13 protein-coding genes are annotated in these 16084 nt (G+C 34.0%); 8 read left to right on the top strand and 5 right to left on the bottom strand.

All coding sequences use genetic code 11. The features are described 5' to 3' along the window. Positions 1-135 precede the first annotated feature (135 nt). The 4 genes from OEW74_RS09115 to OEW74_RS09100 all read left to right on the top strand — a co-directional run bounded on the left by OEW74_RS09115 (position 136) and on the right by OEW74_RS09100 (position 5221). Positions 136-441, top strand: coding sequence for an NIL domain-containing protein (locus OEW74_RS09115; protein ID WP_265428171.1), 306 nt, complete (start codon positions 136-138; stop codon positions 439-441). Between the two features lie 264 nt (positions 442-705). Beyond that, entirely contained in the window at positions 706-1257 is a 552-nt protein-coding gene (locus tag OEW74_RS09110) for a LemA family protein (RefSeq protein ID WP_265428170.1), read from the top strand. Between the two features lie 3 nt (positions 1258-1260). Further along, positions 1261-3216, top strand: a complete 1956-nt coding sequence (locus OEW74_RS09105) for a DUF2207 family protein (RefSeq protein WP_265428169.1) — start codon at positions 1261-1263, stop codon at positions 3214-3216. Positions 3217-3226: 10 nt separating this feature from the next. Next, a complete protein-coding gene (locus OEW74_RS09100) occupies positions 3227-5221 on the top strand; it encodes a DUF2207 domain-containing protein (RefSeq protein WP_265428168.1) in 1995 nt (664 codons plus the stop codon). 272 nt (positions 5222-5493) lie between these two features. Here OEW74_RS09100 and murA read toward each other — a convergent pair whose 3' ends face one another. From murA to OEW74_RS09080, 4 genes are all read right to left on the bottom strand, one after another. Further along, on the bottom strand, positions 5494-6801 hold the full coding sequence (murA, locus tag OEW74_RS09095; RefSeq protein ID WP_076561011.1) for a UDP-N-acetylglucosamine 1-carboxyvinyltransferase: 1308 nt from the start codon (positions 6799-6801) through the stop codon (positions 5494-5496). After that, entirely contained in the window at positions 6801-7457 is a 657-nt protein-coding gene (locus tag OEW74_RS09090) for a DUF4290 domain-containing protein (RefSeq protein ID WP_265428167.1), read from the bottom strand. The genes murA and OEW74_RS09090 overlap by 1 nt, the downstream gene beginning before the upstream one ends. A gap of 119 nt (positions 7458-7576) precedes the next feature. Further along, positions 7577-7990: a thiol-disulfide oxidoreductase DCC family protein gene (locus OEW74_RS09085; protein WP_265428166.1), complete on the bottom strand. Its 414-nt coding sequence runs from the start codon at positions 7988-7990 to the stop codon at positions 7577-7579. An 8-nt stretch (positions 7991-7998) separates the two neighbouring features. Beyond that, the gene (locus OEW74_RS09080; RefSeq protein ID WP_265428165.1) at positions 7999-8460 is read right to left on the bottom strand and encodes a heme-binding domain-containing protein; all 462 of its coding nucleotides are present in this window, start codon (positions 8458-8460) and stop codon (positions 7999-8001) included. A gap of 347 nt (positions 8461-8807) precedes the next feature. Here OEW74_RS09080 and katG point away from each other — a divergent pair, with 347 nt between their 5' ends. The 4 genes from katG to OEW74_RS09060 all read left to right on the top strand — a co-directional run bounded on the left by katG (position 8808) and on the right by OEW74_RS09060 (position 15102). Then, positions 8808-11081 carry a catalase/peroxidase HPI gene (gene katG / locus OEW74_RS09075; RefSeq protein WP_265428164.1) on the top strand — a complete coding sequence of 758 codons (2274 nt, stop codon included), beginning with the start codon at positions 8808-8810 and terminating at the stop codon, positions 11079-11081. 257 nt (positions 11082-11338) lie between these two features. Then, a complete protein-coding gene (der, locus tag OEW74_RS09070; RefSeq protein ID WP_265428163.1) occupies positions 11339-12649 on the top strand; it encodes a ribosome biogenesis GTPase Der in 1311 nt (436 codons plus the stop codon). A 115-nt stretch (positions 12650-12764) separates the two neighbouring features. After that, entirely contained in the window at positions 12765-13415 is a 651-nt protein-coding gene (upp, locus tag OEW74_RS09065; RefSeq protein WP_265428162.1) for a uracil phosphoribosyltransferase, read from the top strand. Positions 13416-13638: 223 nt separating this feature from the next. After that, positions 13639-15102 carry a hypothetical protein gene (locus OEW74_RS09060; RefSeq protein WP_265428161.1) on the top strand — a complete coding sequence of 488 codons (1464 nt, stop codon included), beginning with the start codon at positions 13639-13641 and terminating at the stop codon, positions 15100-15102. 175 nt (positions 15103-15277) lie between these two features. Here the strand turns inward: OEW74_RS09060 and OEW74_RS09055 are convergent, their stop codons facing one another. Further along, positions 15278-15931, bottom strand: coding sequence for a ComF family protein (locus tag OEW74_RS09055; RefSeq protein WP_265428160.1), 654 nt, complete (start codon positions 15929-15931; stop codon positions 15278-15280). Positions 15932-16084: the final 153 nt, after the last annotated feature.

Genomic DNA, 16084 nt, shown 5'->3' with positions numbered 1-16084 from the left:
ATGTTAAAATTAAAAAATATTAGTCTACTAATTTGGTGGACTAATATTTTTTAATACTTTTGTGAAAGAATTAATGAGAAAATATTTAAAAATATGTAATTCAGAAAGTAGTATTTAATCAAAAATGTTTTAGTTATGATTACACCCAATGTGCAGGCTTTGCCAAAAAATGTAAACCTTATCCGAAAAGAATTGATCCTTGAAGTAGAACTGAACGGGAAAATGAAATTCGATCATCTTTTAAATGCTATTTATCAGCAAATGGGAATTTGTTACAAAGTATTAAGCGCAAATGTGGAGTATATGAACGGAAACAATTTTGGCTCATTTCAGCTATACATCAATGCAACAGATGAAGAATCTCAGGAATTAGAATTTTTCCTTAATCATAATAAACTCTTGAATACCACTGTAGAATATACCTGCAGAAAGTATTCGTAAAGCTGTACGTCCATATAGTTTGAAGAGCGTTCAATTTATTGAGCGCTTTTTTATTTTTTAAATCTAATTGATGTTAAGATTATTCTTGATTACCGTCAGTTCGAGTAAAATTCTGCAAGAATTTATATCGAGAACTTTTGCTATCAACTTCTCGATACGATTTTTTCAAAATCTACTCGAAGTGACGGAATTAATATTCATTATAGATTTTATTCAATTCTCCGAGAAAAAGATTATTTTTAATCTAAATTAAATTACAAAATTATGATTGCACTTATTATTGGTGGTGTTTTGGTTATTGCCTTACTTTACGGAGTATCTATCTACAATCGCCTCGTAAAATTAAGAAATCTTGTTCAGGAAGCTTGGAGCAGTATTGATGTAATGCTTAAAAAACGTCACGATTTGATCCCAAATTTGGTTGAAACGGTAAAAGGTTACGCTGCTCACGAACGTGAAACTCTTGAAAATGTTACCAAAGCAAGAAATTTGGCAGTGGGAGCAGATTCTGTAGAAGGTAAAGAAGCGGCAGAAAAAAATCTGAACCAGGCAATGGTGAATTTATTTGCTGTTGCAGAGCAATATCCCGATCTGAAAGCGAATGCAAACTTTCAGCAATTACAAGCTGAACTGAGCTCAATTGAAAATGATATAGAAAAATCCAGAAGATATTACAACGGAACGGTAAGAGAAAACAATACTTTGGTAGAGTCTTTCCCAAGCAATATTATCGCCAATATGTACAAGTTTGAAAAATCTAAATTCTTCGAGCTTGAAAATATTGCCGACAGAGAAGTTCCTAATGTAAAATTCTAAGGAATGAAAAAGCTTATAGCATTTCTTTTTCTTATTTTCTTTTCTCTGGGTTTTGCGCAGGAAGCTGAAGGAGCGGTAGCTGTTGGCGAAGAGTCGAGCGGTTTCGTTAGTGGCTCCGAGCGAATTCTCAATTTTCATGCAGATATAGATGTTGACAAAAACTCTAAACTGAGCATTACTGAAAAAATAAAAGTTCACAGTATTGGAGAAAATATTAAAAGAGGAATTTTTCGTTCATTACCTTTGGTGAGGAACTTGAACGACAGAACTCAAAAAGTAAAATACAACATCCTTTCTGTAAAGAAAGATGGTGTTGATGAAGATTTTCACGAAGAAATTGAGGATGGTTATCTTAAAGTATATGTCGGAAATAAGGATGTCATTTTGTCTCCGGGAGATTACGATTACGAAATAAAATATACCACAGAAAAGCAAATCGGTTTTTTTGAAAAGTATGATGAATTGTATTGGAATGTCAACGGAACTGAATGGAATTTTCCTGTTGACAGTATTTCAGCAACAGTAAATCTTCCGCAAGAAGCCGGAATTATTCAGAATTCTTGTTATAAAGGCGGTTATGGAAGTACTTCTCAGGATTGTTTGGCAAAAGTTCTTTCTGAGCATTCAATTGAATGGAGTGCAAAAGATTTGGGATCTGGTGAAGGTCTCACAATTGCGGTTGGTTTTAAAAAAGGAATTCTGATTCCGCCACCGCCGCCAACTTTTCTTGAGAAATTTGGAATTCTGATTGCCGGAATTATCATCTTTTTAGGATTGCTGTTGTATTATTATTCAACCTGGAAAAAATATGGAGTCGATCCTGAAACACCTACGGTTTATCCGCAATTCAATTCGCCGGATGATTTGTCACCGGCTTCTTTAGGTTATATTCATAATGAAAGTTTTAAAAATAAATACCTCACTGCAGCTTTGGTCAATTTGGCGATAAAAGGTTATGTTCAGATTGTTGAAGATGAAGATCCCGGAATTTTTGGTTTGTTTAAATCGAAACATTTTACGGTGAAAAAACTGAAAAATCCAGATCAGAATTTACCAAAAGAGGAAATTAATTTGATGAACAATCTATTTTCTAAAAGTATTGTGGATAGCATTAAATTTGACGGACAATATGATTCTAAAATAGAACAGGCTGTTCGAAGTTTTCAAGCAACGCTAAAATTTCAACATGATAAAATGTTGAACGAAGGAAATAATTCTAAAAAGCTCATTTTACCGATCTTAGTCATTTTAGGAGTTTATTTCCTCGTACTTTTTATAAGTTTTACTATTTTTCCTGAGCTTGAAAAAGTATTTTTAGGAATTTTTATTTTGGCTATTTTAACGGTGGCTTTTGTGGTTGCTATTATTTTGTTTAAATTTTTCCCTGGTTTATTTAAAATTTTCTTGGTTTTTCCTGTCATTGCCTTTGTCGTTTTAGGAATGCTTATTTATAAAGGAAGCGATTTTACGATCGACAATAATTTTAATATTTGCTATATTTTTATTGTTTTAGGTTTTATGTCTTTGGTGATTTATCAGTTTTTAATTAAGCGTCCTTCAGAAGAAAAACTGAGAAAAAGATCTTTGATCGATGGTTTCAAAATGTATATGGAAGCTGCCGAAAATCAACAGCTTAAATTTCACAATCCTCCGGAAATGACGCCGCAGTCTTTCGAAAAACTATTGCCTTTTGCAATGGTTTTGGGTGTTGATGAAATTTGGGGTAAGAAATTCGACGATTTGCTCAAAAAAATGTCTTACGAATATCAAAGCAATTGGTATGTTGGCTCGTCAATGAATCATTATGCGATGACAAGTGTGCTTAATTCCAGTTTAACCAATTCTATACAATCTTCAGCGACACAACCTTCAAGTTCAGGAAGCAGTTCTGGTTCCGGATCTGGTGGCGGCGGTTTTTCCGGCGGTGGTGGCGGTGGCGGCGGTGGTGGCGGCTGGTAAAATTTTAGATATGAAAAATTGTATACAAGTCATTGCTTTATTTTTCTGTTTTCTTGTTTTTGCGCAAGATAGAGCGGCAGTATTGCCTGTTACTTCGGAAGATTCAACGGATTTTAATCAAATTAATATTCAGAGAGAGAGAATTATTTCTTTTCATTCTGATATTACTATTGCCGAAAACGCAGATGTTACTGTAACAGAAACTATTAAAGTTTTTGCCAATGGAAATGAAATTAAAAGGGGGATTTTTCGTGCTTTACCAACGGTAAGAAACATTAACGGCAGAAAAGAAAGTGTTTACTACAAAATCATTGCGATTGAAAAAGAGAGTGTAAAAGAACCTTACCACACCAAAAAGGAGAATGGTATTTTTACTATTTATATCGGAAATAAAGATAAGCAACTTGCTTCAGGTTTTTATACCTACAAAATTGTTTATCAAACGCAGAATCAGATTGGTAAATTCAAAGGCTATGATGAATTTTATTGGAATGTAAACGGAACCGATTGGTCTTTTCCTGTTGAAAACATTCAGGCAATAATTCATTTGTCAAAAAATGCTGATATTATTCAGAATTCTTGTTATACAGGCAGAGAAGGAAGTAAAGATCAGAATTGCGCCAGCAAAAAAATATCATCTACACAGATTGAATTTAATGCTAAAGATTTAAACCAACACGAAAACCTTACGATAGCTGTAGGTTTTAAAGCAGGTGTTTTAAAAGAGCCTTCAGGTTTTTCTAAATGGATCAATAGAAACTGGCCCAGTCTTTCATTGGTTATCGTTGGTTTTTATCTGTTGTTTTTCTACTATAAAAACTGGAAGAAGTACGGAAGAGATCCTGAAAAACCTGTAGTGATTCCACAATTTAATGCACCCAATAATCTTTCGCCCGCATCTTTAGGATATATTGATAATGGCAAATTTGAAGTTAATTTGGTGACGGCAAATCTTGTAGATCTTTCTATTAAAGGTTTTGTAGATATTGATGAGGTGAAAGACATTAAAAAAAGTTTTCTTTCAAAGATGTTTATACTAAAGAGAAAGGAATCTGGTAATATTAATATCCAGAATGATCAAGAACTGCTTTTAAAAAAGATGTTTGGAAAAGAAAAGGAAGTTTCGGTAAACGGTACTTACAATTCCAAAATTAAAAATGCAGTTGAAGATTTTGAGAATTTTATCATTAAAGAAAATAAAATTTTTGTTGAAAAGATTTCTAATAAGAAGATTGTTTATCAAGCTATAAAAATAATGCTTGCGACTTTTTTTCTTGCTTTAATTATAAGTTCTTTAATCATGTGGAGTTTTCAAACCCTACTTATAGCTTCTGTTATAATTATTTTTGCAAGTCTCTTTACAACGATTTTGGTATTGACTTGGCAAGAAGGGAATAAGCTCATTTTTTTGGTTGTACTGATGTTTTCTATGACATTTATAGTGCCGATGTTTTTCATAGCATTTGCAGATTCTGATGATATTACAGCTTTTGAATCGAACTGTTTTAAGTTTTTAATACTCGGAATTATTTCGATTTTAATATTTCGTTATTTGATTAATAAACCAAGTGAAGAAAAAATTAAAATGGAATCTGAGATTGACGGTTTCAAAATGTATCTGAGTGCTGCTGAAGAAAATCAGCTTCAATTTCATAATCCTCCGGAAATGACTTCAGATGTATATGAGAAATTTCTTCCGTACGCCATTGTTTTTGGAGTTGAAGGAATTTGGGGTAAAAGATTTAGAGATAAACTGCAGGAAACCATTGATTCTGCTCAACCTTATGAAAATGTTCAGTATAATTTTGGATATAGTTTTGCCGGAGCTTTTACAAGTACGCTTAACGAAACCACAGTCGTTCCAGTAAGTAGCGGTTCTTCATCTTCTTCATCTGGTTCTTCAGGAAGTTCATCATCCTATTCTGGTGGATCAAGTTCCAGCGGTTCTTCCGGTGGAGGATCTTCCGGCGGAGGTGGCGGAGGCGGAGGAGGTGGCGGTTGGTAGCCGATCTTCATTAAAAGCATTAAAAAAAATGATTTTGATTTAATAAATCAGTTCTCTTTTAATTTAAATAAAGAGCCTTGTCAAGGTTCAAAACCTTGACAAGGCTTAAAAATTAAGCATTTTATATTTCTAATAAAAAAGCGTTCAGAAAAATAATCCTAAACGCTTTTTATATTTTAAATTGAATAATAAAAATTAATTTCGCTAATAACTAATAACTAATAACTAATAACTAATAACTAATAACTAATAACTAATAACTAATAACTAGACTAAATTCTCTCAATATCCGCTCCAATCGCTTTCAATCTTCCATCAATATTTTCATAACCACGGTCAATTTGCTCGATATTATGAATGATTGATTTTCCTTCTGCCGAAAGTGCAGCAATTAAAAGTGCATTTCCTGCTCTGATATCCGGAGAAACCATGGTTGTTCCACGAAGCGGAGATTCCTGATTTAAACCGATCACGGTAGCTCTGTGTGGATCACACAAAATAATTTGAGCACCCATATCGATTAATTTATCAACGAAAAATAATCTCGATTCAAACATTTTCTGATGTACCAAAAGACTTCCTTTTGCCTGAGTTGCGACAACTAAAATAATAGAAAGTAAATCTGGCGTAAATCCTGGCCAAGGTGCATCTGAAACCGTAAGAATAGATCCGTCGATAAATTTCTGAATTTTATAATGTTCCTGAGAAGGAATGTAAATATCGTCACCACTTTGTTCCAGCTGAATTCCCAATTTTCTAAATGTATTTGGAATAACTCCTAACTGATTCCAGTTTACATTTTTAATGGTAATTTCAGATTTTGTCATCGCTGCAAGACCAATCCAAGAACCAATCTCTACCATATCCGGAAGCATCGTGTGCTCTGTTCCGTTTAGATGAGTTACTCCTTCAATCGTCAATAAATTTGAGCCGATTCCTGAAATATTCGCACCCATTCTGTTCAGCATTTTACAAAGTTGCTGTAGGTAAGGTTCGCAAGCCGCGTTGTAAATTCTTGTTTTTCCTTTCGCTAAAGCTGCAGCCATTACAATGTTCGCAGTTCCTGTAACAGAAGCTTCTTCCAAAAGGATAAATTTTCCGTTAAGCTCTTTTGCTTTTAAAGAATAGAAATACTCTTCCTCATCATAATTAAATTCTGCTCCAAGTTCTACTAAACCTTGAAAGTGAGTATCTAATCTTCTTCTTCCTATTTTGTCGCCTCCCGGAGTCGGCATATAAGCTTCACCGTAACGAGCCAACATCGGTCCCATCAACATAATTGAACCTCTCAGTTTGGCACCGTCTTTTTTAAATTCGTTAGATTTTATATAATCAAAATTGACATTATCTGCCTTGAAAGTGTAATCACCATGAGCATTTTTGGTCACTTTTACACCAAAGTCCCCCAAAATCTCAATGAGTCTGTTGACATCATGGATGTCTGGAATATTTTTAATTCTTACCTCTTCATCAGTTAGCAAAACTGCACACAAAATTTGAAGAGCTTCATTTTTCGCTCCTTGTGGAGTGATTTCACCTTGCAGTCTTTTTCCTCCTCTTATTTGAAATGTTCCACTCATTACCTTCTGTTCTTATGATTATTGTTGTTATTGTTAAATCTTCTTTTTGCGGATTGGTTTTTGTTGTTTGTGTTTTTATTGTTGTTATTCCTGTTGTTATTGGTAGCGTAGTAGATTTTGCTTTTCTCTAAGCTTTCAATACCGGTAAGGTCTAATCTGTTTTGCGAAAGTTCTTTCAAATGACGGAAAATCACATCGTCTGTTACATGTTCTTTGTTGTAAACATTGTAAGACTTTTTCATGTTGTTGGCAATCACTTCGATTAGGGCTTCTTTTTCGTCACCGGCTTCAAGTTCGATTGCTTTTTCGATCAACTGAAGAATACTTTTTCCATAAAATTTGAAATCTCCCTGAAGTTTAGGGTATTCCATTCTTTTTGGTTTTTCTGCAAGTTCTTCTTTTGTAGGAAAGGGATATGGGGAATCTACATCCAAATCATGATTGGCAAGAATATAGAGGTGATCCCAAAGTTTATGTTTGTAATTTTCTTCGTCGCGGAGCTGTGGGTTTCTCTGACCCATAAAATCAATGATTGCCATTGCCATTTCGTTTCTTTCGTCTTTGTCTGAAACTTCTTTGCAACGCTCAACCAACTGTTGTATAATTCTGCCATATTCTGGCATATTGAGATGAGTTTTTTGGGTATTGTATTCCATAGTCTGCAAATATATGGATTAATAAAAATAATGCTTCGAAAAACTTAAATGTTTATAAAAATTTAATAGAAATATTTAAGATTTTCTTATAGTAATCTGATACCAAATTCTGAACCAAATCAGACTTCAATAAATTTCTTTTTTTGATGTTGATCGGGCAGGAAGCACTTTTGAGACGAAAGCTTCATTCTGTTTTCAGAAATTTTGTTGTAAATTTTATCACTTATAAATGTGGGAATCAATTTTCCGATCACGGATAAATTATAGATTCCGCCTAAAAGATTGGCGATTTTTAGAACAGCTTTAGATTTAATGAGATAATATTGATGGGGTTTCCAAAGATAAAGGGTGTTAAACTGTTTTGTTTCTAAACCTCTTTCCGATAAAAATTTTTGCCCGAAATTTGATTGCAGAGAAGCAAACATAAACTGATTTTTTTTGTCTCTCTCAAGAATCCACTGCACCCAAAAATTGCATACACCACATTCACCGTCAAAAAATACAATATGTTTTTGTTCCCAAATTTCCGGCATGATTTCCACTATTCTGTTTTAAATTTTGTTTCTTGGATCTCTCTTTTAAAATAAGTAATCAGTTCTTTTCTTTGAGCGTCGGTGAGTTTTGCATCTTGATGTCCCAAATAATAAGATTCCAAAGGCATTTCATGTTTTTCGAGCATTTCTACACATTCTTCCATCTTATGAATCTGTCTTTTCGGTTCGTAAGTAGCAAATGTAGAAAAATTAAGATGTTTTCTTCCTTCATCAATATGATTTTTTATCCACCACGAAGCCGGAGCAATATTGGTGTACCAAGGATATTTTGTTTCGTCAGAATGACAGTCGTAACACGAGTTGGTAATCAGTTTTGATATTTCCGGAGAAGTATGGGTTTTAATTTTTAAAAAATCCATTCTCGGATTAAGAGGCTTGTTGGTTTTATCAATCGGAAAAAACTGGATGATAATAAAGGCGACAAGAAGAATGATCATTACTTTTTTCATACGCTGAGATTTGGGTTTCTAAACTAATTAAAGATAGTAAATTTTTAGCAATATATAAATATGATAAATTTTGTAACAGAGGCTTTAAATTGAATAATTCTAAATACGAATACTTAATATTGATTTTTATCTAAACTAATGCCAAATTTTATTAACTTAATTGCATTGTAATATGTTTTCTTGAGTTTGTAAATAGAAATTAACAAGTTATTATTTGTTATAGTTTTTAACTATTGTAAAAATTTTATTGATAGATTGTGTTTATTAATTAAGCATTGTAAGTTTGCATAATTGTAAAGCATAGAAAATTATTAAAACGTTAAACCAACATAAAAAATTAAACTAAAATGGAAAATGATTTAAACGACATTAGTAAATGCCCGTTTCATAACGGAACGATGAAAAAAGAAAACTTTGCAGGAGGCGGAACCAACAATAAAGATTGGTGGCCGGATCAATTAAGAGTTGATATTTTAAGACAGCATTCGTCTCTATCAAATCCTATGGAAAAAGATTTTAATTATGCTGAAGCTTTTCTAAGTCTCGATCTAGAAAGTGTAAAAAATGATCTTCATGCATTAATGACCGATTCTCAAGATTGGTGGCCTGCAGATTTTGGACATTACGGACCTTTATTTATTCGTATGGCTTGGCACAGCGCAGGAACGTATCGTGTAGGTGACGGAAGAGGTGGAGCAGGAGCTGGACAACAGCGTTTTGCGCCGCTAAATAGCTGGCCGGATAATGTAAGTTTAGATAAAGCAAGAAGATTACTTTGGCCAATCAAACAGAAATATGGCAAAAAAATATCATGGGCAGATCTTATGATTCTTACGGGAAATGTTGCTCTTGAATCAATGGGTTTCAAAACTTTTGGGTTTGCAGGAGGTCGTGAAGATGTTTGGGAACCAGATCAGGATGTATATTGGGGAACGGAAAAAACTTGGTTAGGAGGAGATCTTCGTTATGCGCACGGTTCTCCGGGTGTTGAAGGGCATGGTGTTCTTCCCGCAGAAGATGATTCTGAAGTGAAACATTCCAGAGATCTTGAAAAACCTTTGGCAGCAGTACAAATGGGGCTTATCTATGTAAATCCTGAAGGACCGGACGGAAACCCTGATCCGATTTTAGCCGCAAAAGATATTCGTGATACGTTCGGAAGAATGGCAATGAATGATGAAGAAACGGTTGCGTTAATCGCAGGTGGACATACATTTGGTAAAACTCACGGTGCAGGTCCTGCAGATCATGTAGGCAAAGAACCTGAAGCGGCCGGAATTGAAGCACAAGGATTTGGATGGAACAGTTCTTATAGATCAGGAAAAGGTCCAGATGCAATTTCAAGCGGATTAGAAGTAACTTGGACTGAAAAACCAACAGAATGGAGTAATCTTTTCTTTAAAAATTTATTCGAAAACGAATGGGAACTCACTAAAAGTCCTGCAGGAGCTCATCAATGGGTGGCGAAAAACGGAGCCAACATTATTCCTGATGCTTTTGATGCTAATAAAAAACACAGACCAACCATGCTTACAACGGATCTTTCGTTAAGATTTGATCCTGTTTATGAAAAAATATCAAGAAACTTTTTTGAAAATCCTGATGCTTTTGCAGATGCTTTTTCTCGTGCCTGGTTTAAACTTACGCATAGAGATATGGGGCCGAAAGTTCGTTACTTAGGTTCTGAAGTTCCTGCTGAGGAATTAATCTGGCAAGATCCGATTCCTGAAGTAAATCATGAATTGGTAGATAATTCTGATATTGATTCTTTAAAATCAAAAATTTTAAATTCCGGATTAAGTATTTCTGAATTGGTTTCTACAGCTTGGGCTTCAGCTTCAACTTTCAGAGGAAGTGACAAACGAGGAGGTGCAAACGGGGCAAGAATTCGTTTGGCTCCACAAAAAGATTGGGCAGTAAACAATCCTATTCAGTTGCAGAAAGTTTTATCTGTTTTGGAAAATATTCAGAATGATTTTAATAGTTCTCAATCTGGAAATAAAAGAGTTTCATTGGCAGATTTAATTGTTTTGGCAGGAAGTACAGCGGTTGAAAAAGCAGCAAGAGATGCCGGACAAAATATTTCTGTTCCTTTTGCTCCGGGTCGTATGGATGCTTCACAAGAGCAGACCGATGTAGAATCAATGGGGTATTTGGAGCCTGCAGCAGATGGATTTAGAAATTATTTAAAGAAAAAATTCTCTGTTTCTACAGAAGCTTTATTAATCGATAAAGCACAATTGTTGACGCTTACTGCGCCGGAATTAACGGTGTTGATTGGTGGAATGCGTGCTTTAGATACCAATTTTGATGGTTCTAAAAACGGAATATTTACTCAGCGTCCCGGAATTCTAACCAATGATTTCTTTGTAAATCTTTTGGATATGAGAACGCAATGGAAAGCTATTTCAGAAGATAACGAATTGTATATGGGAACTGACCGATCAAGCGGACAACCAAAATGGACAGCAAGTCGTGCAGATTTAGTCTTCGGTTCAAATTCTGAATTGAGAGCATTAGCTGAAGTCTATGCAAGTTCGGATGCTCAGGAGAAATTTGTAAAAGATTTTGTAGCAGCTTGGACGAAAGTAATGAACTTAGACCGATTTGATTTAAAATAGATTATAAATCATATTTATGAAGGCAGTCGTTTGACTGTCTTTTTTTTGTTTAGTCATTATGGTGATTAAGTATAAGTTTATTAAAAAAATAGAATGATAAAAACAGCTATTTAAAAATATCAGATTCACAATCAGAGAGATTTTTATTGCTTAAATAATAAAAGCTTATCTTTGCAAAAAATTGAGCTCCAAAAGTTGGAGTAACTCATTGATAATCTTGTCCTATCGCTTTGTCGAAGGATTATTAAACATTTTTTATGTCAAATATTGTTGCTATTGTTGGGCGTCCCAACGTAGGAAAATCCACGTTATTTAATCGTTTATTAGAAAGAAGAGAGGCTATTGTAGACTCTACTGCCGGTGTTACCAGAGACCGTCACTACGGAAAATCTGACTGGAATGGTGTAGATTTTACTGTAATCGATACAGGAGGTTATGACGTTAATAATGATGATGTTTTTCAGGGAGAAATTTCTAAACAGGTACAATTGGCGATTGACGAAGCTACATCAATTATATTTATGCTGAATGTAGAAGAAGGTCTTACCGATACGGATCATGAGATCCATGAAATGTTGAGAAGATCAAACAAGCCTACCTACATTGTTATTAATAAAGTAGATTCTTCAAAAGAAGAATTAGATGCTACAGAATTTTACCAATTGGGAATTGATAAATATTACACTATTTCTTCTGCAACAGGTTCCGGAACAGGAGAGATTTTGGATGATATTGTAAGAGATTTCCCAACTACAGATTATAAAGATCCGTTTGAAGGATTACCAAAAATCACCATTGCAGGTCGTCCGAACGTAGGGAAATCTACAATGACGAATGCATTGCTTGATGCTGAAAGAAATATCGTAACTGATGTTGCAGGAACTACAAGAGACAGTATTCAGACGTTGTACAATAAATTCGGACACGAGTTTGTATTGGTAGATACAGCGGGAATGAGAAGAAAGTCTAAGGTAAATGAAGATTTAGAATTCTATTCTGTAATGCGTTCTATTCGTTCAATCGAATATTCTGATGTGGTGATTATCATGGTTGATGCTACTTTAGGATGGGAATCTCAGGATATGAATATCTTTGGTTTGGCTCAGAAAAACAGAAAAGGGATCGTAATTGTTGTCAACAAATGGGATTTGATTGAAGACAAACAAACAAATACCATCAGAGATTTCGAAAAATCAATCAGAGACAAGATCGGACAGTTCAGTGATATTCCAATTTTGTTTGTTTCGGCTTTAACGAAGCAGAGAATTTTGAAAGCTGTAGAAATGGCTATGACTGTTTACGAAGATCGTAAGAAGAAGATCAAAACTTCAAAATTAAATGAAGTGATGCTTCCTATTTTTGAGGCAACTCCACCTCCTGCAAATAAAGGAAAATACATTAAAATCAAATATTGTGTACAGCTTCCGACGCCGTCACCACAGTTTGTATTCTTCTGTAACCTGCCGCAATATGTGAAAGAACCTTACAAGAGATTTACTGAAAACCAATTGAGAAAGCAATTCGGGTTTACCGGAGTTCCTATTGAAGTGTATTTCAGACAAAAATAATATCAATTTGAAAATTTGATAAAGGTTTAATTTGAAAATTAAAATCATTGTTTTTAGTTAAGCTTTTTAGAATTATTTTCAAATTTTCAAATTTCTAAATTTTCAAATTAAGATTATGGTTACCGTCTTATCAGAACAGTTTTCTTTGGTTAATACTTGGATTAATGAGCTTAGAAACGTAGAAATTCAGCACGACAGAATGAGATTCCGTAGGAATATGGAAAGAATCGGGGAGATTGCAGCATTTGAAATCAGTAAAAGTTTAGAACAGAAAGAAGTTGAAATTCAGACTCCTTTAGATACGATTAAAGTAAAAGAAATTGCTGTTCAGCCTGTTATTACCACGATTTTAAGAGCTGGAGTGCCTTTGTTTGAAGGGATTTTAAATTATTTGGATAGAGCAGATTGCGGTTTTGTAGCAGCGTATAGAAAACATGATGCCAACGATTATTTTTCAATCAAACAGGATTATCTTACCTGTCCGAATATTGACGGAAGACCTTTAATTGTTGCAGATCCTATGTTGGCAACCGGAGCTTCTTTAATTGAAGCAATCAAAGATTTATTAACCAACGGAACTCCTACTCAGCTTCATATTGTAGCGGCAATTGCTTCAAAGCAAGGTGTTGAAACCATCGAAAAAGCTTATCCAAATGCAAAAATTTGGGTAGGGGCTATTGATGAAAACTTAACTTCAAAAGGATATATTACACCAGGTTTAGGTGATGCCGGAGATTTAAGTTACGGCGAAAAACTTCAGAGATAAGTTTTGAAAGACATTAATTTTTAATCAAAATATATAAACCTTAGATTCGTCTAAGGTTTTTTTGTAATAAGTTTTCTGAAATATATCTTTAAGTTAATGTTAATTTTATATTGTTTTTGATTTTATGTTAAATTATATTTAAAAAATTCATATATTTAATTAATCATTATTGAATGTAAAAGTTTGATGATGGTAAAAAAACTAATAACCAAAAACTAATTCAATGAAAACATTTTTTTTAAGCCTTACTTTAGGCTCGCTTGCGCTATGCTCCTGTAGCGAAGAGAAAAAGAATTCCAAATCAGATTTACCGCCGGATGAACTGGTGAGGAAAGAAGCGTTTAAGAATCATTCCGATTCTATCCCGAAAGACAGAACAGAATTTTTTAAATTAAATGCAGATTATCCTCGAACACAACCGGATGTAGGATTTAAACTCATTAATGATTTTAATGAAAAAATCACTGTACAAAATGCAGAAAAGTATGTTTCTGGACTGAAAGATTATGCATCGCCATTAATTACCAAAATGATTAATGAGAAAGACAAATTCAATGCAAAAGATGTCGGCTGGTTTCATGAACCTTGGATGGGAAGCAAAAGAGATCCTATCATGGGAACTTATCCCGGAAACCCCAATTCTGCAGGAACTTTTAAAGGTGTAAACAAAAACCAGGAAGGTTTTGTACTGGTATTGTACGATCCATTGGCGGCGTTTACGATAGGCGAAGTTTTTGATAAAAACGGAAATGTTCCGTTAAAAATAGATTCGGCTTATTTTAAAAGCTCAAAACCGATTAATAGCTTTATCAGTGTTGATCTGAATAAAGATAAAGGTCAGTTCAAAGAAGGCTCGGTAATCGTGAAGTTTGCTTTTTCAGAGTTGAATGGCGATGAATGGTCAGATATGCAAGATGCGCCACTTTTTACGATTTATAATCAGTTGGATGCTCAATCTACGGATCCCTACAGAAAAAAATATGACTATAAAAAGGTGAGTCTATTTCAGATAGATGTTGTGGTAAAAGATTCTAAAGCCGCTCCGGAAACAGGTTGGGTTTTCACAACTTTTGTGTATGATAAAAATATTAAATCCACTAATATTTTAGACAAATTTGTTCCGTTGGGTGCAATGTGGGGGATGGATCCGGATGTTGATACCGATTTTAAAACGGTAGAAGTACAAAATAAAAAATTAACACAAACATGGATTAATGATAACGCTCCTTACTATAGCAGAGAAACTCTAGGGTGGGGCGGAAGATTAAGCGGTCCCAATGACGGAGCTGTTGCGTTGCAAGGTGTGGTTGATGTTACCGACAAAGGTGTGGTAAAAACAGATACACTTGCCAGATTGCCAATGACCTCTTGTATGAGTTGCCATGCGCCGTCGCAACAACAATTCTCTTCGTTTCTCTTGCCGTCGTCAAATAAGGGAGCTACTTTTTTTAATTACAACACTCCTGAATTTTTACGATACAATAGGAATTTGAAAGGAGAAAGTTTTGATCCTGGTCAATTCTCATTTGATTATAATATGGCGATGAATTTTAAATCGATGAATGCATATCTTGCCTTTTTGAATAAATATTATAAGTCTAAAAATAATGGAATGATGAAGTCGAGTAGAGGCTCTGAAGAATATGAAGATAGTTTCGAAGAATTTAGAAGAAAAAAAATAGATTAATAAAAACTTTTAAAGCCTCAATTTTAATGATTGGGGCTTTTTTAATGAAAAAAAGCCTTTAAAAAATCTTTGATTTTTATTCTTTTGAGAACTTTGATTATCTAATAATAGCTTTATGATTGTCTTTTGTTGCTTTTGCGGTTAAATCTAAAGCTATTTTAAACTGACTTAAAAATCATTCATCCATTGCCATTACCAAAATACTCACTTTATTGTCTCCTGTTTTCAAAATTTCCCAGGCGATTGAAGCAATTGTATTTCCGGTGGTGAAAACATCATCTATCAATAAAATATGTTTTCCTGAAATGTTTTCTGTAATTGAAAACGGATTTTGGGTTTCCAGACGATGTTGTCTGTCTTTCAAAGCTTGTGCTTTTGAATAATGATTTCTTTTAATTAAATCATGCCTAAAAGGAATCTCATAAAACTTCGATAATGTTTCTGTAAACAAATGCAGTTGATTATAACCTCTCTCTTTTAATTTCTTTGGATGCAATGGAACAGAAACCAACAAATCAGGTTTTTCATTTTTGAGATCTAAACGTTCTGTTGTCCATTCAGCTAAAATCTTTCCTACTTTTTCTCGGCTTTTATATTTTAATTCGTGAATAATTTTTCGGCTTAAATTTTCCTTTTCAAACTGCATGAGTGCAAAAGCATTTTCAATTGGAAAGAGAAGTTTACATTTCTCTAAAATATAATTGTCGTCTAAAAAATTGAAATGTGTAAAGTGAATTTGTTCAAAACAAAGATTGCAGACAAGCAAGTCGCCGTCAATAATCCGGTTGCAGTGAATGCAACGATTCGGGAAGAAAATATCTAAAATCATTTGTGTGTTTGTTTTAACTAAGATAGTGAAAATGGCTGGAAGAAGAAAAGTTTTTGGTTAAAAGATGGAAGCATGAAGTCGGAAGTTTTAAAACATAGCGGTTTAATTTTTTCTACTGTTTTCATTTGCTGAGTGAAACGCCCTTGCGAACGA

The sequence above is a fragment of the Chryseobacterium sp. YIM B08800 genome (genome assembly GCF_026163565.1).
Classification (GTDB): Bacteria; Bacteroidota; Bacteroidia; order Flavobacteriales; family Weeksellaceae; genus Chryseobacterium.
The sequence above is the reverse complement of the archived record's forward strand: the minus strand, read 5'-3'. Positions and strand labels throughout refer to the sequence as shown.

Excerpts from the sequence above, each read along its gene's own strand:
- OEW74_RS09085 (WP_265428166.1), bottom strand. The coding sequence starts at position 7,990 with ATGCCGGAAATTTGGGAACAAAAACATATTGTATTTTTTGACGGTGAA.
- OEW74_RS09100 (WP_265428168.1), top strand. The coding sequence starts at position 3,227 with ATGAAAAATTGTATACAAGTCATTGCTTTATTTTTCTGTTTTCTTGTT.
- OEW74_RS09115 (WP_265428171.1), top strand. The coding sequence starts at position 136 with ATGATTACACCCAATGTGCAGGCTTTGCCAAAAAATGTAAACCTTATC.
- murA (WP_076561011.1), bottom strand. The coding sequence starts at position 6,801 with ATGAGTGGAACATTTCAAATAAGAGGAGGAAAAAGACTGCAAGGTGAA.
- katG (WP_265428164.1), top strand. The coding sequence starts at position 8,808 with ATGGAAAATGATTTAAACGACATTAGTAAATGCCCGTTTCATAACGGA.
- OEW74_RS09090 (WP_265428167.1), bottom strand. The coding sequence starts at position 7,457 with ATGGAATACAATACCCAAAAAACTCATCTCAATATGCCAGAATATGGC.
- OEW74_RS09110 (WP_265428170.1), top strand. The coding sequence starts at position 706 with ATGATTGCACTTATTATTGGTGGTGTTTTGGTTATTGCCTTACTTTAC.
- OEW74_RS09060 (WP_265428161.1), top strand. The coding sequence starts at position 13,639 with ATGAAAACATTTTTTTTAAGCCTTACTTTAGGCTCGCTTGCGCTATGC.
- OEW74_RS09055 (WP_265428160.1), bottom strand. The coding sequence starts at position 15,931 with ATGATTTTAGATATTTTCTTCCCGAATCGTTGCATTCACTGCAACCGG.
- OEW74_RS09105 (WP_265428169.1), top strand. The coding sequence starts at position 1,261 with ATGAAAAAGCTTATAGCATTTCTTTTTCTTATTTTCTTTTCTCTGGGT.
- upp (WP_265428162.1), top strand. The coding sequence starts at position 12,765 with ATGGTTACCGTCTTATCAGAACAGTTTTCTTTGGTTAATACTTGGATT.
- der (WP_265428163.1), top strand. The coding sequence starts at position 11,339 with ATGTCAAATATTGTTGCTATTGTTGGGCGTCCCAACGTAGGAAAATCC.
- OEW74_RS09080 (WP_265428165.1), bottom strand. The coding sequence starts at position 8,460 with ATGAAAAAAGTAATGATCATTCTTCTTGTCGCCTTTATTATCATCCAG.